The following is a 25,335-nucleotide window of genomic DNA, read 5'->3' as shown; positions in this document are numbered from 1 at the left end:
GAAGTGTCCGACGATTTCGGCAGGCAGCCGCCGCGCCGCCGTGTGCCCGGACCCGCGCGCCCCGAGCGCTCTTCCCGACCCGTCGGCAGGCCGCGCCCGGGCCCCGGCGCCCGTCCTGCCCGCCGCCCCGCGGCGCCCCGTCCCGCGGCCCCCAAGACCATCCGCCTGGGCAGTCCCCGCCCCCGGCTTCGCCTGGTCGGCCTCGCCCTGACACTCGTGCTGTCCGCCTTCGTCGTACGACTGCTCCAGGTGCAGGCCGTCGACGCCAGCACGTACGCCGCCAAGGCCGAGCAGAACCGGTACGTCGGCTACACCCTGGCCGCCGAGCGCGGCGGGATCACCGACCGGGACGGCGTCGCCCTCGCGACCAGCGAGGACGCTTACGACATCACGGCCGACCCCACGCTGTTCACCCGCAAGCAACTGAAGATCGACGACGGTCCCGAGCAGGCCGCGGCCCTGCTCGCCCCGATCCTGGGGCAGGAGCAGGAGACGATCGTCGAGAAGCTGCGGCCCAAGGACGACAAGCTGCGCTACGTCCTGCTCGCGAGCCGTCAGACCCCGCAGGTCTGGAAGCAGATCAAGGACCTCAAGTCCGCGCTCGCGACCAAGGCGGAGACCGACCCGAGCACCGCCAACGTCCTCGGGGGCGTCCTGTCCGTGCCGACCACCAAGCGCGTGTACCCGAACGGCGACCTCGCCGCCGGGATACTGGGCTGGGTCAACGCCGACGGCAAGGGCGGCGGCGGGGTCGAGCAGCAGCTGAACACCCTGCTGACAGGCAAGGACGGCAAGATCCGCTACGCCCAGTCCGGCGGCCGACAAGTGCCGACCGTGGGCTCCACCGAGACCCCCGCGGTGCCCGGCAGCGACGTCGAACTCACCATCGACCGTGACATCCAGTGGGCCGCGCAGAAGGCGATCACCGACCAGGTGAAGGAGTCCAAGGCGGACCGAGGGTACGTGATAGTGCAGGACACGCAGACCGGCCAGGTGCTCGCCATGGCCAACTCGCCCGGCTTCGACCCGAACGACCTGTCCAAGGCGAGCTCGGTGAACATGGGCAACGCCGCCCTCCAGGACGCCTACGAACCCGGTTCCACCGCCAAGGTCATGTCGATGGCCGCCGTCCTGGAACAGGGCGTCGCCACCCCCGAGACGCATGTGATCGTGCCGAACCGGCTGCACCGCGGCGACCGGCTCTTCAAGGACGACATCGATCACGCGACCTGGTACCTCACGCTCAACGGCGTGCTCGCCAAGTCGTCGAACATCGGCACCATCCTGGCCACCGGCCAGCTCGGCAAGACCCAGGCGCAGGCCAACCGGGTCCTCTACTCCTATCTGCGCAAGTTCGGCCTCGGCAGCTACTCCGGGCTCGACTTCCCCGGCGAGACCCCGGGCATCCTCGCCAAGCCCGCCGACTGGTCGACCTCGCAGCAGTACACGATTCCTTTCGGCCAGGGTGTCTCCCTCAACGCGATGCAGGCCGCGTCCGTCTACTCGACGATCGCCAACGGCGGTGTCCGCGTCGAACCCACGCTCGTGCGCGGCACGAAGGGACCCGACGGACGCTTCACCCCCGCCGCGAAGCCCAAGGAGACAAGGGTCGTCAGCACCAAGACGGCCAAGACGCTCGCCCGGATGCTGGAGTCGGTCGTGGACGACGAAGAGGGCACCGGCACCAAGGCCCGCATCCCCGGCTACCGGGTCGCGGGCAAGACAGGTACGGCCAACCGCGTGGATCCGGCCACCGGCAAGTACAAGGGCTACACCTCGTCGTTCGCCGGGTTCGCGCCCGCCGACAAGCCCCGGATCACCGTCTACTGCGCCATCCAGAACGCCACCAAGGGCAGCTACTTCGGCGGTCAGATCTGTGGACCCGTCTACAAGCAGGTCATGGAGTTCGCACTGAAGTCCCTGCAGGTCCCGCCCACGGGAGCGAAGGCCGCGAACCTGCCCGTCACCTACTCGCCCTGATCAGCAGCTCATCAGCAGCTCATCAGCACCTCATCAGCACCTCGTCAGCACCTCGGAAAGGCCACCAGGAACCACCTCGTGACGATGACCACCTCCGACTCCGGCAACCAGGGCACGCCCCGCCCCTCGCTTCGCTCCGAGGCGGGTGCGCCCGGTACGCTCACCGCCGTGCCACACGCTGATCAGTCCCAAACCACCCAGAAGGGCGCACCCGTGACATATCCGGGACCGCCCCGGCCGGTCCGGGTCTCCGCGACACCCCTCGCGGAGCTCGCCGATCAGCTGGGTTCCGCCACGTCGGAAAGCGGCGCCGAGGTCACGGGCATCACCCATGACTCGCGCGCCGTCCGCCCCGGCGACCTGTACGCGGCCCTCCCGGGCGCCCGCCTGCACGGCGCCGACTTCGTCACCCAGGCCGTCGGCCTCGGCGCGGTCGCGGTGCTGACCGACCCGACGGGCGCCGAGCGGGCCGCCGCGACCGGCCTGCCCGTCCTGGTCGTCGACGATCCGCGCGCGCGGATGGGCGAACTGGCGGCCACGATCTACGGCCACCCCGGCCGCGATCTGCTCCAGATCGGTATCACCGGCACCTCGGGCAAGACCACCACCGCCTATCTCGTCGAGGGCGGTCTGAAGGTCAAGAACAACACGGGCCTGATCGGCACCGTCGAGATGCGCATCGGCGACGAGCGCATCAAGTCCGAGCGCACCACGCCCGAAGCCACCGATCTCCAGGCCCTGTTCGCGGTCATGCGTGAGCGCGGTGTCGAGGCGGTCGCCATGGAGGTCTCCAGCCACGCGCTGGTCCTCGGCCGGGTCGACGGCTGTGTCTTCGACATCGGCGTCTTCACCAACCTGAGCCCGGAACACATGGAGTTCCACTCCGACATGGAGGACTACTTCCAGGCGAAGGCGCAGCTGTTCACGCCGAAACGCAGCCGTCTCGGCGTCGTCAACCTCGACGACGAGTACGGCCGTCGGCTCGTCAACGAAGCCACGGTCCCGGTCGTCACCTTCTCCGCCGAGGGCCACCCCGACGCCCACTGGCGTGCCGCGGGCGTCCAGGTCGGCCCCATGGACTCGACGTTCACCGTGATCGGCCCCGAGGGCGAGCGGATCGAAGCCAGGTCGCCGCTGCCGGGTCCCTTCAACGTGGCGAACACCCTCGCCGCGATCGTCGCCCTCGCCGCCGCCGGGCTCGACCCGCAGACCGCGGCCGACGGTGTCGCCGCGGTGCCGGGTGTGCCGGGCCGTCTGGAGCGTGTGGACGCCGGACAGCCGTATCTGGCGGTGGTGGACTACGCCCACAAGACGGACGCCGTCGAGTCCGTCCTCAAGGCGCTCCGCAAGGTCACCGAGGGCAGCCTGCACATCGTGCTGGGCTGCGGAGGCGACCGCGACAGGACCAAGCGCGGGCCCATGGGCGCCGCGGCGGCCCGCCTCGCCGACACCGCCGTACTGACCTCCGACAATCCCCGCTCCGAGGACCCCCTCGCGATCCTCGCAACCATGCTCGAAGGTGCGGCGTCCGTGCCAGTACACGAGCGTGGCGAGGTCCAGGTCTTCGAGGACCGGGCCGCCGCGATCGCCGCAGCCGTCGCCCGAGCACGGCCCGGAGACACCGTGCTGGTCGCGGGCAAGGGCCATGAGCAGGGTCAGGACATCGCCGGGGTGGTCCGTCCCTTCGACGACCGCCAGGTGCTTCGAGAAGCCATCCAGAAGACCCAGGGATGAACTTGTGATCGCCCTCTCTCTCGCCGAGATCGCCTCAGTCGTCGGCGGGCAGACGCACGACATACCGGATCCGTCGGTGCAGGTGCACGGGCCCGTCGTCATCGACTCCCGGCAGGTGAAGGACAACAGTCTGTTCGCCGCCTTCGTGGGGGAGCGCGTCGACGGCCACGACTACGCGGACCAGGCCGTCCGTTCGGGTGCGGTGGCCGTGCTGGCCCAGCACCCCGTCGGCGTACCCGCGATCGTCGTCGAGGACGTCCAGACGGCCCTCGGCGCCCTCGCGCGCCATGTCGTACGACGGCTCGGCGCGACCCTGGTCGCCCTCACCGGCTCGGCCGGCAAGACCAGCACCAAGGACCTGATCGCGCAGGTGCTCCAGCGCAAGGCGCCGACGGTGTTCACACCGGGCTCGCTCAACAACGAGATCGGGCTCCCGCTCACCGCGCTCACCGCCACTGAGGAGACCCGGTTCCTCGTCCTGGAGATGGGCGCCCGCGGTATCGGCCACATCCGCTACCTCACGGATCTGACGCCCCCGAAGATCGGCCTCGTCCTGAACGTCGGCACCGCCCACATCGGCGAGTTCGGCGGACGCGAGCAGATCGCGCAGGCCAAGGGCGAGCTCGTGGAGGCACTGCCGGACGACGGCACAGCTGTGCTCAATGCCGACGATCCCCTCGTACGGGCCATGGCATCCCGTACGAAGGCGAAGGTGATCCTTTTCGGAGAGTCCGGCGAAGCGGACGTACGCGCCGAGAACGTACGACTCATGGACAGCGGACAGCCCGCCTTCATGCTCCACACACCCTCCGGTGCAAGCGAAGTGACCATGCGCCTGTACGGTGAGCACCACGTGTCGAACGCGCTCGCCGCGGCCGCCGTCGCCCATGAGCTGGGCATGTCCGCAAGTGAGATCGCCACCGCGATCTCCGAGGCGGGCTCCCTCTCCCGCTGGCGTATGGAGGTCACCGAGCGCCCGGACGGCGTGACCATCGTCAATGACGCCTACAACGCGAACCCCGAGTCCATGCGAGCGGCCTTGCGCGCGCTCGCGGCGATGGGCAAGGGGCGGCGGACCTGGGCGGTGCTCGGCAAGATGGCCGAGCTCGGGGACGAGGCGCTCGCCGAGCACGACGCGGTCGGACGGCTCGCCGTCCGGCTCAATGTCGGCAAGCTCGTCGCGGTCGGGGGCAGGGAAGCGTCCTGGCTGCAACTGGGCGCATATAACGAGGGTTCGTGGGGTGAGGAGTCGGTGCACGTGTCCGACGCACAGGCGGCGGTCGACCTGCTGCGCAGTGAGTTGCGCCCGGGAGACGTCGTCCTCGTGAAGGCGTCCCGGTCGGTCGGCCTGGAGGGTGTCGCGCAGGCGCTGCTCGATGCCGAGGGTGAGGTTGCCGCCCGATGATGAAGCAGATCCTGTTCTCAGGAGTCATCGGCCTCTTTCTGACCCTGGTCGGTACCCCGCTGCTGATCAAGCTGCTCGCGCGCAAGGGTTACGGCCAGTACATCCGGGACGACGGCCCGCGCGAGCACGCCGCCAAGCGCGGTACGCCGACGATGGGCGGTATCGCCTTCATCCTGGCGACGGTTGCCGCCTACTTCCTGTCCAAGCTCATCACCGGCTACCCCCCGACCTACTCGGGTCTGCTGGTGCTCGGACTGATGTGCGGAATGGGCCTGGTCGGATTCCTCGACGACTACATCAAGATCGTCAAGCGGCGTTCGCTGGGTCTGCGGGCCAAGGCGAAGATGGCCGGCCAGCTGATCGTCGGCATCAGCTTCGCGGTGCTGGCGCTGATGTTCCCGGACGCCCGCGGCAACACCCCGGCCTCCACCAAGTTGTCGTTCATCACCGACTTCGGCTGGAAGATCGGCCCGATCCTGTTCGTGGTCTGGGCGCTGTTCATGATCCTCGCGATGTCGAACGGCGTGAACCTCACCGACGGTCTGGACGGCCTCGCCACCGGCGCCTCCGTCCTCGTCTTCGGCGCCTACACCTTCATCGGTGTCTGGCAGTTCCAGGAGTCCTGCGCCAACGCGGGCACCCTGACCAACCCGAACGCCTGCTACGAGGTGCGTGATCCGCTCGACCTCGCGGTGATCGCCTCCGCGCTGATGGGCGCCTGCCTCGGCTTCCTGTGGTGGAACACCTCGCCGGCCAAGATCTTCATGGGCGACACCGGTTCGCTCGCTCTCGGCGGTGTGCTCACCGGCCTCGCGATCCTCTCCCGCACGGAGCTGCTGGTCGCGATCATGGGTGGTCTGTTCGTCCTCATCACCATGTCGGTGGTCATCCAGGTCGGCTCCTTCAGGCTCACCGGCAAGCGCGTCTTCCGTATGGCCCCGCTCCAGCACCACTTCGAACTCAAGGGCTGGTCCGAAGTCCTGGTCGTGGTCCGTTTCTGGATCATCCAGGGCATCTGTGTGATCGTCGGACTGGGCCTCTTCTACGCGGGATGGGCAGCGGAAAAGTGACCTTCTCGGAGTCCATCGACTGGCAGGGCAAGCACGTCACCGTCGCCGGGCTCGGCGTCTCGGGCATCCCGGCGGCCAAGGTGCTGCACGCGCGCGGGGCCGTCGTCACGGTCGTCAACGACGGCGACGACGCACGCGCGCGTGAGCAGGCCGCCGAGTTGGAGGCGCTGGACGTCACCGTCCGGCTCGGCGACGGCGCGACCCTGCCCGAGGGCACCGAACTGGTCGTCACCGCCCCGGGTTGGAAGCCGGACAAGCCGCTGTTCGCGGCGGCCCGGGAAGCCGGCCTGGAGATCTGGGGCGACGTCGAACTCGCCTGGCGGCTCCGCGGCCCCGACGCGGCCCCCTGGCTCGCGATCACCGGCACCAACGGCAAGACGACCACCACCCAGATGCTGGCGTCGATCCTGAAGGCCGCGGGGCTGCGTACGGCCGCCGTCGGCAACATCGGCGTCTCCCTTCTTGACGCGGTGCTCGGCGACGAGCAGTACGACGTCCTCGCCGTGGAGTTGTCGAGCTATCAGCTCCACTGGGCGCCCTCCCTGCGCGCCCACTCCGCCGCCGTCCTGAACCTGGCGCCGGACCACCTCGACTGGCACGGCTCCATGGAGGCGTACGCCGCCGACAAGGGCCGCATCTACGAGGGCAATCGCGTCGCCTGCGTCTACAACATGGCCGACAAGGCCACCGAGGACCTGGTGCGCCAGGCGGACGTCGAGGAGGGGTGCCGGGCGATCGGTTTCACCCTCGGCACGCCCGGCCCGTCGCAACTCGGCGTCGTCGAGGGCATCCTGGTCGACCGTGCCTTCGTGGAGGACCGGCACAAGAACGCCCAGGAGCTCGCCGAGGTCTCCGACGTCAACCCGCCGGCCCCGCACAACATCGCCAACGCCCTTGCCGCGGCGGCCCTCGCACGCGCCTTCGGGGTGCCCGCCAGGGCCGTAAGGGACGGGCTGCGGAACTTCATCCCGGACGCCCACCGCATCGCCCACGTTGCCGACGTGGGCGGGGTCGCGTATGTCGACGACTCCAAGGCCACCAACACCCATGCGGCGGAAGCCTCGTTGGCGGCGTACGAGTCGATCGTGTGGATCGCGGGCGGGCTCGCCAAGGGCGCGACCTTCGACGAGCTGGTCGCCAAGTCGGCAAAGCGACTTCGCGGGGTCGTGCTCATCGGCCAGGACCGTGCCCTGATCCGCGAAGCCCTGGCGCGACACGCCCCGGAGGTACCCGTGGTCGACCTCGACCGGACCGACACTGGGGCGATGCTCGCGGCTGTCCAGGAGGCCTCACGCCTCGCCGTCGCAGGTGACACGGTGCTGCTGGCTCCGGCCTGCGCCTCGATGGACATGTTCGCCAACTACAACAAGCGCGGTGACGCGTTCGCGGAGGCGGTTCGCGAACTCGGCTCCTGACCGACGTAGCGGAGGCGTTGATGCCCAGTAGCCGTAGCGGCGGGCCGCCCGTGCAGCGGGCGCCCCGCCGCCCCGCCGTCTCCCGGCCGCCCCGCGACAACCCCGTACGACGGCTGTACGGCAACGCCAGGCGGGCCTGGGACCGCCCCCTGACCGCCTACTACCTGATCCTCGGCGGCAGTCTGCTGATCACCGTGCTCGGTCTGGTGATGGTCTACTCGGCCTCCCAGATCACGGCCCTGCAGATGTCGTTGCCGGGGTCCTTCTTCTTCCGCAAACAGTTCCTGGCCGCCGCCATCGGTGCCGTCCTGCTGCTGATCGCCTCCCTGATGCCGGTCAAGCTGCACCGGGCACTCGCCTACCCGATCCTCGCGGGCGCCGTCTTCCTGATGGCCCTGGTGCAGGTGCCAGGGATAGGGATGTCGGTCAACGGCAACCAGAACTGGATCTCGCTGGGCGGCTCCTTCCAGATCCAGCCCAGCGAGTTCGGCAAGCTCGCCCTCGTGCTGTGGGCGGCCGACCTGCTCGCCCGCAAACAGGACAAGAAGCTGCTGACCCAGTGGAAGCACATGCTGGTGCCGCTGGTGCCGGTCGCCTTCCTGCTGCTCGGGCTGATCATGCTCGGCGGCGACATGGGCACCGCGATCATCCTGACGGCGATCCTGTTCGGCCTGCTGTGGCTGGCGGGTGCGCCGACCCGGCTGTTCGTCGGAGTGCTGTCGGTCGCCGCCCTCATCGGCATGATCCTCATCAAGACCAGCCCCAACCGCATGGCCAGGCTCGCCTGCATCGGCGCCACCGAGCCCAAGTCCGGGGCCGCCGACTGCTGGCAGGCAGTGCACGGCATCTACGCCCTCGCCTCGGGCGGAATCTTCGGTTCCGGGCTCGGCGCGAGTGTGGAGAAATGGGGTCAACTCCCCGAAGCCCACACCGACTTCATCTTCGCGGTCACCGGTGAGGAACTGGGCCTCGCGGGGACGCTGTCGGTGCTCGCCCTCTTCGCGGCTCTAGGCTATGCGGGTATCCGCGTGGCCGGACGCACGGAGGACCCCTTCGTGAGGTATGCCGCGGGAGGCGTGACCACCTGGATCACCGCTCAGGCAGTGATCAACATCGGTGCGGTGCTCGGTCTGCTGCCGATCGCCGGTGTCCCGCTCCCGCTGTTCTCCTACGGAGGCTCCGCCCTGCTGCCGACCATGTTCGCCATCGGGTTGCTGATCGCGTTCGCGCGCGACGACCCCGCTGCGCGGGCGGCGCTTTCGATGCGGCAACCTCGCTTTGGTAGAAAGCGGGCGGGAGGCGCCGAGTCGGCACGGGCGCCTCGGAGATGGAACACGATGCGACGGCGCGCCCCATCGGCGCGCTCGTCCGGAGAGCGGTGAATTTCGGTGCATGTCGTACTCGCCGGCGGGGGGACCGCCGGCCACATCGAGCCCGCGCTCGCCCTCGCGGACGCCCTGCGCAGGCAGGACCCGGGAGTGGGAATCACGGCCCTCGGCACGGAACGGGGCCTGGAGACCAAGCTCGTCCCGCAGCGGGGATACGAGCTCGCGCTCATCCCGGCCGTTCCGCTGCCCCGTAAACCCACCCCTGAGCTGATCACCGTCCCGGGCCGGCTGCGGGGCACGATCAAGGCCACCGAGCAGGTCCTGGAGCGCACCAAGGCCGACGCGGTCGTCGGCTTCGGCGGCTATGTGGCGTTGCCCGGCTACCTCGCCGCCAAGCGGCTCGGTGTGCCGATCGTGATCCACGAGGCCAACGCCCGTCCCGGCCTCGCCAACAAGATCGGCTCCCGGTACGCGGCCCAGGTCGCCGTGGCCACGCCGGACAGTAAGCTGCGCAACTCCCGCTACATCGGCATCCCGCTGCGCCACACCATCGCCACCCTGGACCGGGCCGCCGCCCGTCCCGAGGCGCGCGCGATGTTCGGCCTCGACCCGAACCTGCCGACCCTGTTGGTCTCCGGCGGCTCGCAGGGCGCCCGCCGTCTCAACGAGGTCGTCCAGCAGGCCGCGCCCTGGCTCCAGCAGGCCGGAATCCAGATCCTGCACGCCGTCGGCCCGAAGAACGAACTGCCGCACGTGCAGCAGATGCCGGGAATGCCTCCCTACATCCCGGTAAGTTATCTGGATCGGATGGACCTCGCGTACGCCGCGGCCGACATGATGCTCTGCCGCGCGGGCGCGATGACCGTCGCCGAACTCTCCGCCGTCGGACTTCCGGCCGCCTATGTCCCGCTGCCCATCGGCAACGGCGAACAGCGGCTGAACGCCCAGCCGGTGGTCAAGGCCGGTGGCGGACTGCTGGTCGACGACGCGGAACTGACGCCCGACTGGGTGCGGGGCAACGTCCTGCCCGTGCTCTCCGACCCGCACCGGCTGTACGAGATGTCCCGCGCCGCCGCCGAGTTCGGCCGCCGGGACGCCGACGAGCTGCTCGTCGCCATGGTGTACGAGGCGATCGCCTCCCACCGACGCCAGTAGCCAGGGAAAAGGGAGTGCGCGTGGCCGGATCGACTACCGCCGAGCGCGGTGAACGTCAGCAGGAGTCGTCCGGCCCGCCTCCCGTCCGGCGGTTGAGGCCGCGTCGACTTCGTACGATCATCATCCTCGCCGTGGCGCTCGTACTCCTCGGGGCGGGTTCCGTCTGGCTGCTGTACGGCTCCCAGTGGCTCCGCGTCGAACGGGTCTCGATCTCGGGAACCAAGGTGCTGACCCCGGCGCAGGTGCGCGAGGCCGCCGACGTCCCGGTCGGATCGCCGTTGATTTCCGTCGACACCGATGCGATCGCGGCACGACTGCGCCGTAAGTTGCCCCGAATTGACGTGGTTGATGTCTCCCGTTCCTGGCCTCATGGAATCGGGCTGAAAGTGACCGAGCGTACTCCGGTCCTACTTGTCGCAAAGGGTCGAAACTTTGTCGAAGTGGACGATGAAGGTGTCCGATTCGCCACGGTTTCCGAGGCCCCGAAAGGCGTCCCCACACTGGAATTGACGCTCTCCCAGCCGGACTCCCGGGCCGCGAGCCTGCGCCGTTTCGGCGAGGACCGGCTGGTGCGTGAAGCGGTGCGCGTCGCCGGTGCCGTTCCGGCCGCCGTCGCCCGCGCGACGCGTTCCGTCAAGGTGCGTTCGTACGACGACATCTCGCTGGAGTTGAGCGGCGGTCGGACCGTCGCCTGGGGGAGCAGCGAGAAGGGTGCCGCCAAGGCCCGTACCCTCACCGCTCTCATGAAAGCCGCGCCGGATGCTCGGCACTTCGATGTCAGCGTCCCCATCGCCCCTGCGTCATCGGGGAGTTGACGCACATCAGCGCAGGCCAGCACCCTGGTTGGGCACTGCTATGGCTGATCACATAGGGTGAAAAGAAAAACGGGAGGTTCGGCGTGTTCGTTGAACGTGCGCCACTTGTCGACTTAGTGTCCTGTTCAGAAGACTCCAGGGAACAGACACACTGGTAACCCTAAACTTCAGCGTTAGGGTTCGGGTCGGCGCTACGGACCGTCCCAATCGGCATCAGTCGTTGGATCGCGAGGCAGCAGTGCTTCGTTGATTCGGCGACACGTAACTCGAGGCGAGAGGCCTTCGACGTGGCAGCACCGCAGAACTACCTCGCAGTCATCAAAGTCATCGGTGTCGGCGGCGGTGGTGTCAATGCCATCAACCGGATGATCGAGGTCGGTCTCAAGGGTGTCGAGTTCATCGCCATCAACACTGACGCCCAGGCGCTGTTGATGAGCGACGCCGACGTCAAGCTCGACGTCGGCCGCGAACTCACCCGCGGACTCGGCGCCGGAGCCAACCCGGCCGTCGGCCGCAAGGCCGCCGAGGACCACCGTGAGGAGATCGAAGAGGTCCTCAAGGGGGCCGACATGGTCTTCGTGACGGCCGGTGAAGGCGGCGGCACCGGCACCGGCGGCGCGCCCGTCGTGGCCAACATCGCACGCAACCTCGGCGCCCTCACCATCGGCGTGGTCACGCGCCCGTTCACCTTCGAGGGACGGCGCCGCGCCAACCAGGCCGAGGACGGCATCGCCGAACTCCGCGAAGAGGTCGACACCCTCATCGTCATCCCGAACGACCGGCTGCTGTCCATCTCGGACCGCCAGGTCTCCGTCCTCGACGCCTTCAAGTCGGCCGACCAGGTCCTGCTCTCCGGTGTCCAGGGCATCACGGACCTCATCACCACGCCCGGTCTGATCAACCTCGACTTCGCCGACGTCAAGTCGGTCATGTCCGAGGCCGGCTCGGCCCTCATGGGCATCGGCTCGGCCCGCGGCGACGACCGCGCGGTGGCCGCCGCCGAGATGGCGATCTCCTCGCCGCTCCTGGAGGCGTCCATCGACGGCGCCCGTGGTGTGCTGCTCTCCATCTCCGGCGGCTCCGACCTCGGCCTGTTCGAGATCAACGAAGCAGCCCAGCTGGTCAGCGAGGCCGCCCACCCCGAGGCCAACATCATCTTCGGCGCGGTCATCGACGACGCCCTCGGCGACGAGGTCCGCGTCACCGTGATCGCCGCCGGCTTCGACGGGGGGCAGCCGCCCGCCCGCCGGGAGACGGTGATGGGTTCGTCCTCGAACTCGGCGCGCCGCGAGGAGCCCACTCCGGTACGGCAGACCGAGAGCCGCCCGTCCTTCGGCTCGCTCGGCAGCGTCACGCCGAAGGAGGACCCGGAGCCCGCGACCGAGCCGGCCGCCGATCTCCCGGTCAGCCCGCCGGTCCCACCGTCGCGGACCTACTCCGACAGCGCGGCCGAGGAGCTGGATGTGCCGGACTTCCTGAAGTGATAGGACAGCGCGAGAGCGTGAGCGGCGCGCACTTCGCCTTCACCGACCGGTGGGGCGGGGTGAGCGCCGCTCCGTATGAGGAGCTCAACCTCGGCGGGGCGGTCGGCGACGACCCCGGGGCCGTAAGGACCAACCGCGAGCTGGCCGCCAAGTCGCTCGGCCTCGATCCCGCCCGGGTGGTCTGGATGAACCAGGTGCACGGGGCGGGCGTCGAGGTCGTCTCCGCGCCGTGGGGTGACCGGCCGGTGCCGGAGGTCGACGCGATCGTCACCACCGAGCGTGGTCTCGCCCTCGCCGTCCTCACCGCCGACTGCACCCCCGTGCTGCTCGCCGACCCGGTCGCCGGGATCGTCGCGGCGGCCCACGCGGGCCGGCCCGGCATGGTCGCCGGAGTGGTCCCCGCCGCGCTACGCGCGATGACCGAGCTCGGCGCCGACCCCGCCCGGATCGTCGCCCGCACCGGACCCGCCGTCTGCGGCAAGTGCTACGAAGTGCCCGAGGAGATGCGCGCCGACGTCGCGGCCGTCGAACCCGCGGCGCACGCCGAGACTAGCTGGGGCACGCCCGCGGTCGACGTGACCGCCGGAGTGCACGCACAGCTCGACCGGCTCGGGGTGCGTGACCGGCAGCAGTCGCCGGCGTGCACGCTTGAGTCCGGAGACCACTTCTCGTACCGCCGCGATCGCGCCACGGGGCGACTCGCGGGATATGTCTGGCTGGACTGATGGGGCATGACGGACCGTAAGGACGAACTCGCCGAGAACCTGGCGAAGGTGGAGGAGCGCATCGCCGCCGCGTGCGCGGCCGCCGGGCGGGGGCGCGAGGAGGTGACCCTCATCGTGGTCACCAAGACCTACCCCGCGAGCGACGTGCGGACGCTGTCGGAGCTCGGCGTGCGTCATGTCGCCGAGAACAAGGACCAGGACGCAGCGCCCAAGGCCGCCGAATGCTCGGATCTGCCGCTTACTTGGCACTTTGTCGGTCAGTTGCAGACCAACAAAGTACGATCCGTGGTCGGCTACGCGGATCTTGTGCAGTCCGTCGATCGTTCGAAGTTGGTGACGGCCCTCTCGAAGGAGGCTGTGAAGGTCGGGCGCGAAGTGGGATGTCTCATCCAGGTCGCCCTCGACGCCGGGTCGAGCGAGCGAGGGGAGCGGGGCGGCGTAGCACCGGGCGGAATCGAGGAGTTGGCGGATCTCGTGGCTCGGGCTCCGGGGTTGCGGCTCGACGGGCTGATGACCGTCGCTCCGCTCACCGGCGAGTACGCGGGACGCGAACAGGCGGCGTTCGAGCGGTTGATGGATTTGTCGACCGACCTGCGCCGAGCCCATCCGGCTGCGAACATGGTCTCGGCAGGGATGAGTGCGGACCTCGAACAGGCCGTGGCGGCAGGGGCGACACATGTGCGCGTCGGCACCGCGGTACTCGGAGTCCGCCCCAGGCTCGGGTAACGTCGCCAGGAAGTCGGACCACAGCAGAAAATATGGTCATTGCCGCCGGAAGGCGGTCATAACGACCTCGTGGATCGCGGGCACTTGGCAGTCGTCAGTCGATCCACCACAGAGCGGAGGACTCAGAGAATGGCCGGCGCGATGCGCAAGATGGCGGTCTACCTCGGCCTCGTGGAGGACGATGGGTACGACGGCCGCGGTTTCGATCCCGACGACGACTTCGAACCGGAACTCGATCCGGAGCCCGAGCGGGACCGACGACGGCATGAACCGTCTCACCAGTCACATCAGGCACTTCAGCCCGAAAGGGATGAATCGGTCAGAGTCGTGCAGCCCTCGGTGGCGCGCGACCCGGTGCCCCGATCCTCTTCGCTCGCGGCGGAATCGGTGCGCCCCGCGCGCATCGCGCCCGTGGCATCCATCACACAAGAGCGCGCAAGCCTGGAGAAGAACGCACCGGTGATCATGCCCAAGGTCGTGTCGGAACGAGAGCCTTACCGAATCACCACGCTCCACCCCCGGACCTACAACGAGGCCCGTACCATCGGGGAACACTTCCGTGAGGGCACCCCGGTGATCATGAATCTGACTGAGATGGATGACACAGACGCCAAGCGACTTGTCGACTTTGCGGCCGGTTTGGTGTTTGGTCTTCACGGCAGCATCGAGCGGGTGACGCAGAAGGTGTTCCTGTTGTCGCCTGCTAACGTCGATGTCACGGCGGAGGACAAGGCCCGCATCGCAGAGGGCGGGTTCTTCAACCAGAGCTGAGACGCACGACCGGAAACAGCAGTACAAGTAGTACCCAGCAGCACGGAACAGGGGAGAGGGAAGCACCAGCAATGAGCGTGGTCCTGGATGTCGTCTACATCGCGCTGATGTGCTTCCTCATCGTGCTCATCTTCCGGTTGGTCATGGACTACGTCTTCCAGTTCGCCCGCTCGTGGCAACCCGGCAAGGCGATGGTGGTCGTTCTGGAGGCCACCTACACTGTCACTGATCCACCGCTCAAGCTTCTGCGGCGGGTTATCCCGCCGCTGCGTCTCGGGGGCGTGGCGCTCGACCTGTCCTTCTTCGTACTGATGATCATCGTCTACATCCTGATCTCCGTCGTGAGCCGGCTGTGAACGATACGGTCTTGCCGAATGCCGACGACTACGTTGAGGTGAAGAGATGCCGTTGACCCCCGAGGACGTGCGGAACAAGCAGTTCACGACCGTCCGCCTCCGAGAAGGCTATGACGAGGACGAGGTCGATGCCTTCCTCGATGAGGTCGAAGCCGAACTGACCCGCCTGCTCCGCGAGAACGAGGACCTGCGCGCCAAACTGGCCGCGGCCACGCGCGCTGCTGCCCAGAACCAGCAGAACATGCGCAAGCCCCCGGAGCAGCAGGACCAGCAGCAGGGCGGAATGCAGCAGGGCGGCATGCAGCAGGGTGGTATGCCCGGCCAAGGGATGCCGCAGCAGGGCATGCGTGGACCAGGTCCCGGCGCGCCCGTGCCTGCCGGCATATCTGGTCCGCCGCAGCAGATGGGCGGCCCCATGGGTGGCCCGCCCCAGCTGCCGAGCGGTGCGCCGCAGCTGCCCGCCGGTCCCGGCGGTGGCCAGGGTGGCCCGCAGGGTCCCGGTCCGATGGGCCAGGGTCCCATGGGTCAGGGCCCGATGGGCCAGGGCACCATGGGCGGTCAGCCGCCCATGCAGCAGCAGATGGGTGGTCCGATGGGCGGCCCCATGGGCGGTCCGATGGGCGGCCCCGGTCAGGGCCCCGGTGGCGACAGCGCCGCCCGTGTCCTCTCGCTGGCTCAGCAGACCGCCGACCAGGCGATCGCCGAGGCTCGTTCCGAGGCCAACAAGATCGTGGGCGAGGCTCGTTCGCGTGCTGAGGGTCTTGAGCGTGACGCCCGTGCCAAGGCTGACGCCCTGGAGCGGGACGCGCAGGAGAAGCACCGCGTCGCGATGGGCTCCCTGGAGTCCGCCCGCGCGACGCTGGAGCGCAAGGTCGAGGACCTGCGTGGCTTCGAGCGGGAGTACCGCACGCGTCTGAAGTCGTACCTTGAGTCGCAGCTGCGTCAGCTGGAGACCCAGGCCGACGACTCGCTGGCTCCGCCGCGTACCCCGGCGACCGCGTCGCTGCCGCCGTCCCCGGCGCCGTCCATGGCTCCGGCCGGTGCGAGCGCGCCGTCGTACGGCAACCCGGGCATGGGTGGCGGTCCTTCGCCGGCCGCTCCGTCCTACGGCGGTCAGCAGCAGATGTCGCCCGCGATGACCCAGCCGATGGCGCCGGTACGGCCGCAGGGCCCTGGTCCGATGGGCCAGGCTCCCTCGCCGATGCGCGGGTTCTTGATCGACGAGGACGACAACTGACGGCCTCTAGTACGCCTTAGGCGTCGGCAGCGTTCAGGGCGGGGCCCCGGGTTTTTGATCCGGGGCCCCGCCCTTTAGCTGCTTGGCCTGAGCCGGGCGCCTTTGGATGTGCCGCGTTTTGTCGTGGGGCGGGTGCGGGTTGGTTGTGGCTGGTCGCCCCCACGCGGCGGAGCCGCATATCGACACAGCCCCGCGCCCCTTAAGGGGCGCGGGGAGCCGGGCGGTTACGCCTTGCGCAGGCGGAACGTCAGGGACAGGCCCTCGTCGGTGAACGGCTCGCCGTAGGAGTCGTCCGCCTCGCCCTGGGCGAAGTCGGTCGCCAGGACCTCGTCGGCGATCAGGGGGGTGTGCTCGGTCAGGGCCGCGATCACCGCCGGGTCCGTGGCCGTCCAGCGCAGGACGATACGGTCGGCGACGTCGAGGCCGCTGTTCTTGCGGGTCTCCTGGATCAGGCGGATCGCGTCGCGGGCGAGGCCCGCCTGGCGCAGTTCCTCGGTGATCTCCAGGTCGAGGGCGACCGTGGCGCCCGAGTCGGACGCGACCGACCAGCCCTCGCGCGGGGTCTCCGTGATGATCACCTCGTCGGGGGCCAGCGTGATCGTCTCGCCGTCGACCTCGACCGACGCCGTGCCCTCGCGCAGGGCGAGGGAGAGCGCGGCCGCGTCGGTGTTCGCGACGGCCTTGGCCACGTCCTGGACGCGCTTGCCGAACCGCTTGCCCAGGGCGCGGAAGTTGGCCTTCGCGGTGGTGTCGACCAGGCTGCCGCCGACCTCGCTGAGCGATGCCAGGGATGTGACGTTCAGCTCCTCCGTGATCTGGGCGTGCAGCTCAGGGTCGAGGGCGTCGAAGCCGGTCGCGGCGATGAGGGCACGGGACAGCGGCTGGCGGGTCTTCACGCCGGACTCCGCGCGCGTGGCACGGCCGAGCTCCACCAGCCGTCGTACCAGGACCATCTGCCTCGACAGCTCCGGGTCGATGGCGGACAGGTCCGCCTCCGGCCAGGTGGCCAGGTGCACGGACTCCGGGGCGCCCGGGGTGACCGGCACGACCAGGTCCTGCCAGACCCGCTCGGTGATGAACGGGGTCAGCGGGGCCATCAGCTTGGTGACCGTCTCGACGACCTCGTGCAGGGTGCGCAGCGCGGCCTTGTCGCCCTGCCAGAAGCGACGACGGGACCGGCGTACGTACCAGTTGGACAGGTCGTCGACGAACGCCGAGAGGAGCTTGCCGGCGCGCTGGGTGTCGTACGACTCCAGAGCCTGCGTCACCTGGTCGGTCAGGGCGTGGAGTTCGGACAGCAGCCAGCGGTCCAGGACCGGGCGGTCGGCCGGGGCCGGGTCGGCAGCGGAGGGCGCCCAGTTCGACGTACGGGCGTACAGGGCCTGGAAGGCGACCGTGTTCCAGTACGTCAGGAGCGTCTTGCGGACGACCTCCTGGATGGTGCCGTGGCCCACCCGGCGGGCCGCCCAGGGGGAGCCGCCGGCCGCCATGAACCAGCGGACCGCGTCGGCGCCGTGCCGGTCCATCAGCGGGATCGGCTCCAGGGTGTTGCCCAGGTGCTTGGACATCTTGCGGCCGTCCTCGGCGAGGATGTGGCCGAGGCAGACGACGTTCTCGTACGACGACTTGTCGAAGACCAGGGTGCCGACGGCCATCAGCGTGTAGAACCAGCCGCGGGTCTGGTCGATGGCCTCGCAGATGAACTGCGCCGGGTAGCGGGCCTCGAACAGCTCCTTGTTCTTGTACGGGTAGCCCCACTGCGCGAACGGCATCGAACCCGAGTCGTACCAGGCGTCGATGACCTCAGGCACGCGCGTGGCCGTCTTCTGGCACTGGGGGCAGGCGAAGGTGACCGCGTCGATGTACGGGCGGTGCGGGTCCAGGCCCGACTGGTCGGTGCCCGTCAGTTCGGTCAGCTCGGTGAGGGAGCCGACGCAGGTGAGGTGGTCGTCCTCGCAGCGCCAGATCGGCAGCGGGGTGCCCCAATAGCGGTTGCGGGACAGCGCCCAGTCGATGTTGTTGTTCAGCCAGTCGCCGTACCGGCCGTGCTTGACCGTGTCCGGGAACCAGTTGGTGTTCTCGTTCTCCTGGAGGAGGCGGTCCTTGGCGGCGGTGGTGCGGATGTACCAGGACGGCTGCGCGTAGTAGAGGAGCGCGGTGTGGCAGCGCCAGCAGTGCGGGTAGCTGTGCTCGTACGGGATGTGCCGGAAGAGGAGGCCGCGCTGCTGGAGGTCCTCGGTGAGCCGTTCGTCGGCCTTCTTGAAGAAGACGCCGCCCACGAGGGGGACGTCCTCCTCGAAGGTGCCGTCCGGGCGGACCGGGTTCACGACGGGCAGGCCGTAGGCGCGGCAGACCTTGAGGTCGTCCTCACCGAAGGCGGGGGACTGGTGGACCAGGCCGGTACCGTCCTCGGTCGTGACGTATTCCGCGTTGACGACGAAATGGGCCGGCTCCGGGAACTCCACGAGCTCGAACGGACGTTGATAGGTCCAGCGCTCCATTTCGGCGCCGGTGAAGGACTGGCCGGTGGTCTCCCAGCCCTCGCCGAGCGCCTTGGCGACGAGCGGCTCGGCGACGACGAGCTTTTCCGCGCCGTCGGTCGCGACGACGTAGGTGACCTCCGGGTGCGCGGCGACCGCCGTGTTGGACACCAGGGTCCAGGGGGTCGTCGTCCACACCAGGAGCGCGGCCTCACCGGCGAGCGGACCGGAGGTGAGCGGGAAACGGACGTACACGGACGGGTCCACGACCGTCTCGTAGCCCTGAGCAAGCTCGTGGTCCGAGAGGCCGGTGCCGCAGCGCGGGCACCAGGGGGCGACACGGTGGTCCTGGACCAGCAGGCCCTTGTCGAAGATCGTCTTCAGCGACCACCAGACGGACTGGATGTACTCCGGGTCCATCGTGCGGTAGGGGTCCTGGAGGTCGGTCCAGTACCCCATGCGGGTCGTGAGCGCCTCGAAGGCGTCCGTGTGGCGGGTCACCGACTCGCGGCACTTGGCGTTGAACTCGGCGATGCCGTACTTCTCGATGTCCTGCTTGCCGGAGAAGCCGAGCTCCTTCTCCACCGCGAGCTCGACCGGAAGGCCATGGCAGTCCCAGCCGGCCTTGCGGGCCACGTGGTAGCCGCGCATGGTGCGGAAGCGGGGGAAGACGTCCTTGAAGACGCGCGCCTCGATGTGGTGGGCGCCGGGCATGCCGTTGGCTGTGGGCGGGCCCTCGTAGAACACCCACTCGGGGCGGCCCTCGGATTGCTCCAGGGTCTTGGCGAAGATCTTCTGCTCGTGCCAGAAGTCGAGCACGGCGTGCTCCAGCGCGGGCAGGTCGACCTGGGCGGGCACCTGGCGGTACGTCGGCGTTGTCATCAGCGGGCTTCCTCCGGCGGACTTGCTGCCTTCCGTCCGGAGGGACGAGAGCTTCCTTCTCTACGCCGGTTTCGGCGCGCTCCCGCGGTACCACCCTCCTTGGCCCGCCGACACCTGGTGTGCGTCGGTGAGCCCCCTCATTGGGGCCGCGATGCCGGGTCTACGCCCCCTGGCGGCCCGTGGGCGGGGCCCACTGTCCAAGGACTTTCTTCCGGCGGCTCCGGGGTGATCTTCACGTCGCGCTCGCCCCCGGGCTTCCACCGTCCCCGGGTCGCTCTGGGCTGCGTACGTCGCTACTCGTCCCCATCCACGCTTTTCGCTCCGCCCAGTGTACGGCGCCCCGGGGACAGTGGCCGACCGGTTTTCGGGGACCGGGCCGGGCGGCCGCCGTAGCGCTCGGAGTGCCCCGAATGGAGCGGCACGGCTGTTCGGATTCTGGGACGGACGGTCCGGCGGATTACCCGGCGGGGAGCTGGGCACAACGCTTGCATGCCTCGTGCCGGGTACGCGCGCGGCGGGCGAATCGGGCGGCGTGGCCCGTTGCCGCGGGACTCAAGTCGATTTATCGTCCCAGCACGATTCGCGTGCAAGATCACAATGTGTGAAGGGGCCGCGGCATGGTGGCGAAGAAGACCGCCGTAGAGCAGTCGGCGTCGGGCCGGTCCACACATGCGCGTGCCTCCGGCGGGGCGGCCAAGGACCGGGGTGCGGGAGCGGGTGCGGGTGCGAAGAAGAGCACGCGCGGGGCGGCGTCCGGAGCGGCAGCGGCCGCCGTGGCGTCAGGCAAGGGCACGGCCAAGGCCGTGAAGGCGGTGGGGGCCGGAGCGAAGAGCGCCGCCAAGAAGGCGGCGCCACGGAGAGCGAGCGCCGCCAAAACGGCCACCGGCTCCACCGCGGCCTCCGCCCGGCGGGGCGCCTCCAAGGAGGGCGGCGCGAGGGGGAGACCGAGGGCCGAGCCACCTGTCGGCGAGAAGGCGGAGACCACCAAGGGCATCGGTAAGGCCGCGGTCACGAAGAAGGCTTCGGTGACCAAAAAGGCTTCGGTCACCAAGAAGGCTGCGGTCACCAAGAAGGCCGCGGTCACGAAGAAGGCCGCGGTCGCCAAGAAGGCCGCGGTCACGAAGAAGGCCGCGGTCACGAAGAAGGCCGCGGTTGCCAAGAAGGCTGCGCTTTCGAGAGAGGCTTCGGCCACCAAGAAAGCCGCGGCCACCGAGAAGGCTCCGGCCACGAAGAAGAAGGCCGTCGCCAAGAAGGCCGTCGCCAAGAAGGCTTCGGCCAGGAGCACGGCCGCGACGAAGAGCGCGTCTAAGAAGACGGCCGCGAAGGACACCGCGGTCAGGGAGACGGTCGCCACGGAGGCCGGTGCCCCGCAGGGGGACGCCGGGCAGGGGACCTCCGGGAAGAGCACCCCCACGAAGCGGGCGGCCAGGAAGAGCACGGCCAAGAAGGCGGGCGCGGCTGAGGCCGCGAAGAAGACGGGAGCCACGACGGTGGTTGCGAAGAAGACCCCTGGCACGGCCACGGCGGCGAAGACCGCCGTACCCAGCGCGCGCATCGCTGCGGTGGAGCCCGGCGAGCTCGCGGTGCGCCCCGGTGAGGACCCGTGGACGCCCGAGGAGGTCGCGGAGGCCCGCGCGGAGCTGACGTCCGAGGTCCTGCGGCTGCGCACCGAGATCTCCACATCCGAGGAGTCTCTGGTCGGGCTCATGCGGGATTCCGGGGACGGCGCCGGCGACGACCAGGCCGACACCGGCACGAAGAACATCACGCGCGAGAGCGAGATGGCGCTCGCCGCCAACGCGCGCGAGATGCTCACCCAGAGCGAGCGCGCCCTCGCACGCCTCGACGCCGGCACCTACGGACTGTGCGAGAACTGCGGCAACCCCATCGGCAAGGCACGGATGCAGGCCTTCCCGCGCGCGACCCTGTGCGTGGAGTGCAAGCAGAAGCAGGAACGCCGGTACTGAAGGCGCTTGGCGGCGTGTCGTACCCTCGTCCTCAGTCAGGTACCTAGGTCGAGGGACTCACGTGACAGAGGCGGAGCGCATCATCGGTACGCCGGATACCCCAGAGGCGGCGGGGGCCGAGCCGGAGCAGGACCAGACGGCGCGGCCCAGGGGCAGGCGCCGTATCGCCGTGCTGTTCGCGGTCGCGGCCTTCGCGTACGCCCTCGACCTGGTCAGCAAGATGATCGTGGTCGCCAAGCTGGAGCACCACGAGCCGATCGAGATCATCGGGGACTGGCTGAAGCTGGAGGCGATCCGCAACGCGGGCGCGGCCTTCGGCTTCGGTGAGGCCTTCACCGTGATCTTCACGGTGATCGCGGCCGCCGTGATCGTGGTCATCGCCCGGCTCGCCCGGAAGCTCTACAGCCTGCCCTGGGCGATCGCGCTCGGCCTGCTGCTCGGCGGCGCGCTCGGCAATCTCACCGACCGGCTCTTCCGCTCGCCTGGGGTGTTCGAGGGCGCGGTCGTCGACTTCATCGCGCCCAAGCACTTCGCGGTCTTCAACCTCGCCGACTCGGCGATCGTGTGCGGCGGCATCCTGATCGTGCTGCTGTCGTTCAAGGGGCTCGACCCGGACGGGACCGTCCACAGGGACTGAGCGCCGGTTTTCCACAGGCTCGTTCGGGGTGCCGGATCCAGTCCGGCATACTCGACGGGTGAGCACGATTCCCGAGATCCGTAACCTGCCCGTGCCCGACGGCTTGGAGGGCGAGCGCGTAGACGCCGCCATCTCCCGCATGTTCGGCTTCTCCCGTACCAAGGCGGCCGAGCTTGCCGCCGCGGGGAAGGTCACGGTCGACGGGTCGGTGGTCGGGAAGTCCGAGCGGGTGCACGGCGGGGCCTGGCTGGAGGTCGAGATGCCGCAGGCGCCCGCGCCCGTGCAGATCGTCGCCGAGCCGGTCGAGGGCATGGAGATCGTGCACGACGACGATGACGTGGTCGTGATCGTCAAGCCGGTCGGGGTCGCCGCGCACCCCAGCCCCGGCTGGAGCGGCACGACCGTGATCGGCGGGCTCGCCGCCGCCGGTTACCGCATCTCGACCTCCGGTGCCGCCGAGCGCCAGGGCATCGTGCACCGGCTCGACGTGGGCACCTCGGGGCTGATGGTCGTGGCCAAGTCGGAGCGGGCGTACACCTCGCTCAAGCGGCAGTTCAAGGAGCGCACGGTCGACAAGCGGTACCACACGCTCGTCCAGGGCCACCCGGACCCGACCAGCGGCACCATCGACGCGCCCATCGGGCGGCACCCCAACCACGACTACAAGTGGGCGGTCACCGCGGAGGGCAAGCCGTCCGTGACGCACTACGACCTCATCGAGGCGTTCCGCGCGGCCTCCCTGCTCGACGTGAAGCTGGAGACCGGACGCACCCACCAGATCCGTGTCCACATGGCGGCCCACCGCCACCCCTGCGTCGGCGACCTGACGTACGGCGCCGACCCGACCCTCGCCAAGCGGCTCCGGCTGACCCGGCAGTGGCTGCACGCCGTGCGGCTCGGCTTCGAGCACCCCGGGGACGGGGAGTGGGCGGAGTTCGCGAGCGACTATCCGGATGACCTGCAGCAGGCTCTGGACCTGGTGCGTGAGGAGACCTACGGGTGACCACGGGCGCGTACGAGGTGCGGGTCGCCGACGACCCCGCCGACCGGGAGGCCTGCTTCGCGGTGCGCAAGGAGGTCTTCGTCGGCGAGCAGGGTGTGCCCGAGGACATCGAGTACGACGCCTACGACGCCGTGGCGGTCCATGTGCTGGCCGTGCGGGGGGACGGGGTGCCGCTCGGAACCGGGCGGCTGCTGTACGGGGAGGCGGCGGCCGGGAAGACCGGCGGCGACCTGTCGGTGGGGTCGCTGGGCCGGCTCGCGGTGACGCAGACGGCGCGGGGGCTCGGGGTGGGCGCGGCCCTGGTGCGGGCGATCGAGGACGCGGCCCGCGCGCGTGGACTGGCGGCCGTGGATCTGCACGCCCAGACGCACGCGCTGGGGTTCTACGAGCGCCTGGGGTACGTGACGTACGGGCCGGAGTTCCCGGATGCGGGGATTGCGCACAGAGCCATGCGTCGCGCTCTCTGACGGTCGGCGGAAGCGGCGGCCGCGATGGTCCGCGCGCCGACGGGCAGACTGAAGTGACCGTTGGTTCGTCGATCTGCCCGGAGTTCTGACCGTGGATCAGTTGGCCCTGTTGTTCGTGCTGTTGCTGGGGGCTTTGATCAGTGTCCCGGTGGGGGACCGGTTCGGGTTGCCGGCGCCGGTGCTGATGACGTTGCTCGGGATCGTGCTCGCGGTCCTGGACTTCGTGCCCAATGTCGACATCCCGCCCGAACTGATCCTGCCCATCCTTCTGCCGCCGTTGCTCTACGCGGCGGTGCGGCGCACGTCCTGGCGACAGTTCGCGGCCAACAAACGGCCGATCTTCCTGCTCGCCGTGGCGCTCGTGTTCGTCACGACCGCGTGTGTGGCCGTCGTGGCCCACACCATCGTGCCGGGGCTGCCGATCGCCGCCGCCGTCGCGCTCGGTGCGCTGGTCGCGCCGCCCGACCCGGTCGCCGCGACCGCGGTCGCGGGCCAACTCGGGCTGCCCCGCCGACTGGTGTCCATCCTGGAGGGCGAGGGGCTCTTCAACGACGTGACGGCGATCGTGCTCTATCACGTGGCCGTCGCCGCCGCGGTCAGCGGGTCGTTCAGAGCGGGGGAGGCCGTCTTCGAGCTGGTGCTCTCCGCGGTGGTCGCAGTCGTCGTGGGGCTCGTGCTGGGCTGGGGCGCCAACAAGCTGATGGACATGCTGGGCGACGCCACCCTCCAGATCGGGCTGACGGTCCTCGTGCCGTACGCCTCCTATGTGCTCGCCGAGGAGCTCCACGGCTCCGGTGTGCTCGCCGTGCTGACCACCGCCCTGTTCCTCGCCGAGTACTCCACCGATGCCGACGACGTGATGACCCGGCTCGCCGGGCACACCTTCTGGAACATCGTCGACACCCTTGTCACCGGGGTGGCCTTCGGGCTGATCGGACTCGAACTGCACAACGCGATCCGGACCGCGTCCGGGCGGTGGGGCGAGATGCTCGGCTGGGCCGCGGCGATCGTGGGCGTGGTCGTGGTCGTACGGCTGCTGTGGCTGCTGCCGGCCACCTGGCTCACCAAGCGGATGCACGCGAAGCGGAACTACGACGAGGAGATCCCGATGGGATGGCGGGAGACCGTCATCATGTGGTGGTCCGGGATGCGGGGCGTGGCGTCCGTCGCCCTGGCGCTGGCCATTCCGCTGGAGACCGACTCCGGCACGGGCTTTCCCGACCGGGACGAGATCATCTTCATCGCGTTCGGGGTGATCATGGCGACGCTGGTCCTCCAGGGGTTGACGCTGCCATGGCTGGTGAAGCGGCTGCGGGTGCGGTCCGACACCGAGCGGGAGAAGGAGTTCGAGAAGACTCTCGCCGTTCGGGCGGCGAAGGCGGCCAAGCGGCGGCTCAAGGAGATCGAGAGCGTGGAGGAGCTGCCGGAGGAGCTGTCCGAGCGGATGCTGCGGCGGGCGTTCGAGATCGGGGTGCGGATCTCTCCAGAGATGGGGGACGAGGAGCGCCGGGAGGCCCGGCGGCGGCTCAAGCGGGTGCGGCGGATCCAGGGCGAGATGCTGAGCGCGGCGCGGCATGAGGTGCTGGCGGCGCGGAGTGAACCGGGGGCCGATCCCGAGATCGTGGACCGGGTGCTGCGGCATCTGGATGTTCGTAGTCTGCGGTGAGCTCGCGGGAATCGGGGTGAGCACGCCGATCG

20 protein-coding genes are annotated in these 25,335 nt (G+C 69.5%); 19 read left to right on the top strand and 1 reads right to left on the bottom strand.

Features of this window, described 5'->3' with window-relative positions:
- The first annotated feature begins 3 nt into the window (after window positions 1–3).
- The 14 genes from ACI2L1_RS20595 (at window position 4) to ACI2L1_RS20530 (ending at window position 16,201) form a co-directional block, all read left to right on the top strand.
- Window positions 4–1,980 (top strand): peptidoglycan D,D-transpeptidase FtsI family protein, encoded by a 1,977-nt coding sequence (locus ACI2L1_RS20595; RefSeq protein ID WP_404740769.1) that lies wholly within the window; start codon window positions 4–6, stop codon window positions 1,978–1,980.
- 213 nt (window positions 1,981–2,193) lie between these two features.
- Window positions 2,194–3,714 carry a UDP-N-acetylmuramoyl-L-alanyl-D-glutamate--2,6-diaminopimelate ligase gene (locus tag ACI2L1_RS20590; RefSeq protein WP_404740813.1) on the top strand — a complete coding sequence of 507 codons (1,521 nt, stop codon included), beginning with the start codon at window positions 2,194–2,196 and terminating at the stop codon, window positions 3,712–3,714.
- A 4-nt stretch (window positions 3,715–3,718) separates the two neighbouring features.
- Entirely contained in the window at window positions 3,719–5,119 is a 1,401-nt protein-coding gene (murF, locus tag ACI2L1_RS20585) for a UDP-N-acetylmuramoyl-tripeptide--D-alanyl-D-alanine ligase (RefSeq protein WP_404740768.1), read from the top strand.
- Window positions 5,116–6,189, top strand: a complete 1,074-nt coding sequence (gene mraY / locus ACI2L1_RS20580; RefSeq protein WP_404740767.1) for a phospho-N-acetylmuramoyl-pentapeptide-transferase — start codon at window positions 5,116–5,118, stop codon at window positions 6,187–6,189. Before murF ends, mraY begins: the two co-directional genes overlap by 4 nt.
- Entirely contained in the window at window positions 6,171–7,604 is a 1,434-nt protein-coding gene (gene murD, locus ACI2L1_RS20575) for a UDP-N-acetylmuramoyl-L-alanine--D-glutamate ligase (protein ID WP_404740766.1), read from the top strand. Before mraY ends, murD begins: the two co-directional genes overlap by 19 nt.
- Window positions 7,605–7,624: 20 nt before the next feature.
- Entirely contained in the window at window positions 7,625–8,986 is a 1,362-nt protein-coding gene (ftsW, locus tag ACI2L1_RS20570; RefSeq protein ID WP_404740765.1) for a putative lipid II flippase FtsW, read from the top strand.
- Window positions 8,987–8,992: 6 nt separating this feature from the next.
- A complete protein-coding gene (gene murG, locus ACI2L1_RS20565) occupies window positions 8,993–10,087 on the top strand; it encodes an undecaprenyldiphospho-muramoylpentapeptide beta-N-acetylglucosaminyltransferase (protein WP_404740764.1) in 1,095 nt (364 codons plus the stop codon).
- Window positions 10,088–10,107: 20 nt separating this feature from the next.
- Complete coding sequence (gene ftsQ / locus ACI2L1_RS20560; RefSeq protein ID WP_404740812.1) at window positions 10,108–10,902, top strand: cell division protein FtsQ; 795 nt, start codon at window positions 10,108–10,110, stop codon at window positions 10,900–10,902.
- A 287-nt stretch (window positions 10,903–11,189) separates the two neighbouring features.
- Window positions 11,190–12,386, top strand: a complete 1,197-nt coding sequence (ftsZ, locus tag ACI2L1_RS20555; RefSeq protein ID WP_404740763.1) for a cell division protein FtsZ — start codon at window positions 11,190–11,192, stop codon at window positions 12,384–12,386.
- The gene (gene pgeF, locus ACI2L1_RS20550; RefSeq protein WP_404740762.1) at window positions 12,383–13,111 is read left to right on the top strand and encodes a peptidoglycan editing factor PgeF; all 729 of its coding nucleotides are present in this window, start codon (window positions 12,383–12,385) and stop codon (window positions 13,109–13,111) included. Before ftsZ ends, pgeF begins: the two co-directional genes overlap by 4 nt.
- Window positions 13,112–13,117: 6 nt before the next feature.
- On the top strand, window positions 13,118–13,837 hold the full coding sequence (locus tag ACI2L1_RS20545) for a YggS family pyridoxal phosphate-dependent enzyme (protein WP_404740761.1): 720 nt from the start codon (window positions 13,118–13,120) through the stop codon (window positions 13,835–13,837).
- Window positions 13,838–13,966: 129 nt separating this feature from the next.
- Entirely contained in the window at window positions 13,967–14,608 is a 642-nt protein-coding gene (locus tag ACI2L1_RS20540; protein ID WP_404740760.1) for a cell division protein SepF, read from the top strand.
- A 71-nt stretch (window positions 14,609–14,679) separates the two neighbouring features.
- Entirely contained in the window at window positions 14,680–14,964 is a 285-nt protein-coding gene (locus tag ACI2L1_RS20535; protein WP_362662074.1) for a YggT family protein, read from the top strand.
- 46 nt (window positions 14,965–15,010) lie between these two features.
- Entirely contained in the window at window positions 15,011–16,201 is a 1,191-nt protein-coding gene (locus tag ACI2L1_RS20530) for a DivIVA domain-containing protein (RefSeq protein ID WP_404740759.1), read from the top strand.
- Window positions 16,202–16,425: 224 nt separating this feature from the next.
- Here ACI2L1_RS20530 and ileS read toward each other — a convergent pair whose 3' ends face one another.
- Window positions 16,426–19,563 carry an isoleucine--tRNA ligase gene (ileS, locus tag ACI2L1_RS20525; RefSeq protein WP_404740758.1) on the bottom strand — a complete coding sequence of 1,046 codons (3,138 nt, stop codon included), beginning with the start codon at window positions 19,561–19,563 and terminating at the stop codon, window positions 16,426–16,428.
- Window positions 19,564–20,180: 617 nt separating this feature from the next.
- Between ileS and ACI2L1_RS20520 the strand changes: the two genes are divergently transcribed.
- The 5 genes from ACI2L1_RS20520 (at window position 20,181) to ACI2L1_RS20500 (ending at window position 25,303) form a co-directional block, all read left to right on the top strand.
- Complete coding sequence (locus tag ACI2L1_RS20520; protein WP_404740757.1) at window positions 20,181–21,530, top strand: TraR/DksA family transcriptional regulator; 1,350 nt, start codon at window positions 20,181–20,183, stop codon at window positions 21,528–21,530.
- A 61-nt stretch (window positions 21,531–21,591) separates the two neighbouring features.
- Complete coding sequence (lspA, locus tag ACI2L1_RS20515) at window positions 21,592–22,167, top strand: signal peptidase II (RefSeq protein ID WP_404740756.1); 576 nt, start codon at window positions 21,592–21,594, stop codon at window positions 22,165–22,167.
- Between the two features lie 58 nt (window positions 22,168–22,225).
- Window positions 22,226–23,170, top strand: a complete 945-nt coding sequence (locus tag ACI2L1_RS20510) for an RluA family pseudouridine synthase (RefSeq protein WP_404740755.1) — start codon at window positions 22,226–22,228, stop codon at window positions 23,168–23,170.
- Window positions 23,167–23,637 carry a GNAT family N-acetyltransferase gene (locus ACI2L1_RS20505; protein ID WP_404740754.1) on the top strand — a complete coding sequence of 157 codons (471 nt, stop codon included), beginning with the start codon at window positions 23,167–23,169 and terminating at the stop codon, window positions 23,635–23,637. The genes ACI2L1_RS20510 and ACI2L1_RS20505 overlap by 4 nt, the downstream gene beginning before the upstream one ends.
- A 91-nt stretch (window positions 23,638–23,728) precedes the next feature.
- On the top strand, window positions 23,729–25,303 hold the full coding sequence (locus ACI2L1_RS20500; protein WP_404740753.1) for a Na+/H+ antiporter: 1,575 nt from the start codon (window positions 23,729–23,731) through the stop codon (window positions 25,301–25,303).
- Window positions 25,304–25,335: the final 32 nt, after the last annotated feature.

It is taken from the genome of Streptomyces sp. NPDC019531 (assembly GCF_044903305.1).
Classification (GTDB): Bacteria; Actinomycetota; Actinomycetes; order Streptomycetales; family Streptomycetaceae; genus Streptomyces.
This window is presented reverse-complemented; position numbering and strand designations above follow the sequence as displayed.

Bases quoted from the DNA above. Each gene is read 5' to 3' on its own strand.
- mraY (WP_404740767.1), top strand. From the start codon at position 5,116: ATGATGAAGCAGATCCTGTTCTCAGGAGTCATCGGCCTCTTTCTGACC.
- murD (WP_404740766.1), top strand. From the start codon at position 6,171: ATGGGCAGCGGAAAAGTGACCTTCTCGGAGTCCATCGACTGGCAGGGC.
- ftsW (WP_404740765.1), top strand. From the start codon at position 7,625: ATGCCCAGTAGCCGTAGCGGCGGGCCGCCCGTGCAGCGGGCGCCCCGC.
- ACI2L1_RS20545 (WP_404740761.1), top strand. From the start codon at position 13,118: ATGACGGACCGTAAGGACGAACTCGCCGAGAACCTGGCGAAGGTGGAG.
- ACI2L1_RS20540 (WP_404740760.1), top strand. From the start codon at position 13,967: ATGGCCGGCGCGATGCGCAAGATGGCGGTCTACCTCGGCCTCGTGGAG.
- ACI2L1_RS20535 (WP_362662074.1), top strand. From the start codon at position 14,680: ATGAGCGTGGTCCTGGATGTCGTCTACATCGCGCTGATGTGCTTCCTC.
- ACI2L1_RS20530 (WP_404740759.1), top strand. From the start codon at position 15,011: ATGCCGTTGACCCCCGAGGACGTGCGGAACAAGCAGTTCACGACCGTC.
- ileS (WP_404740758.1), bottom strand. From the start codon at position 19,563: ATGACAACGCCGACGTACCGCCAGGTGCCCGCCCAGGTCGACCTGCCC.
- ACI2L1_RS20520 (WP_404740757.1), top strand. From the start codon at position 20,181: ATGGTGGCGAAGAAGACCGCCGTAGAGCAGTCGGCGTCGGGCCGGTCC.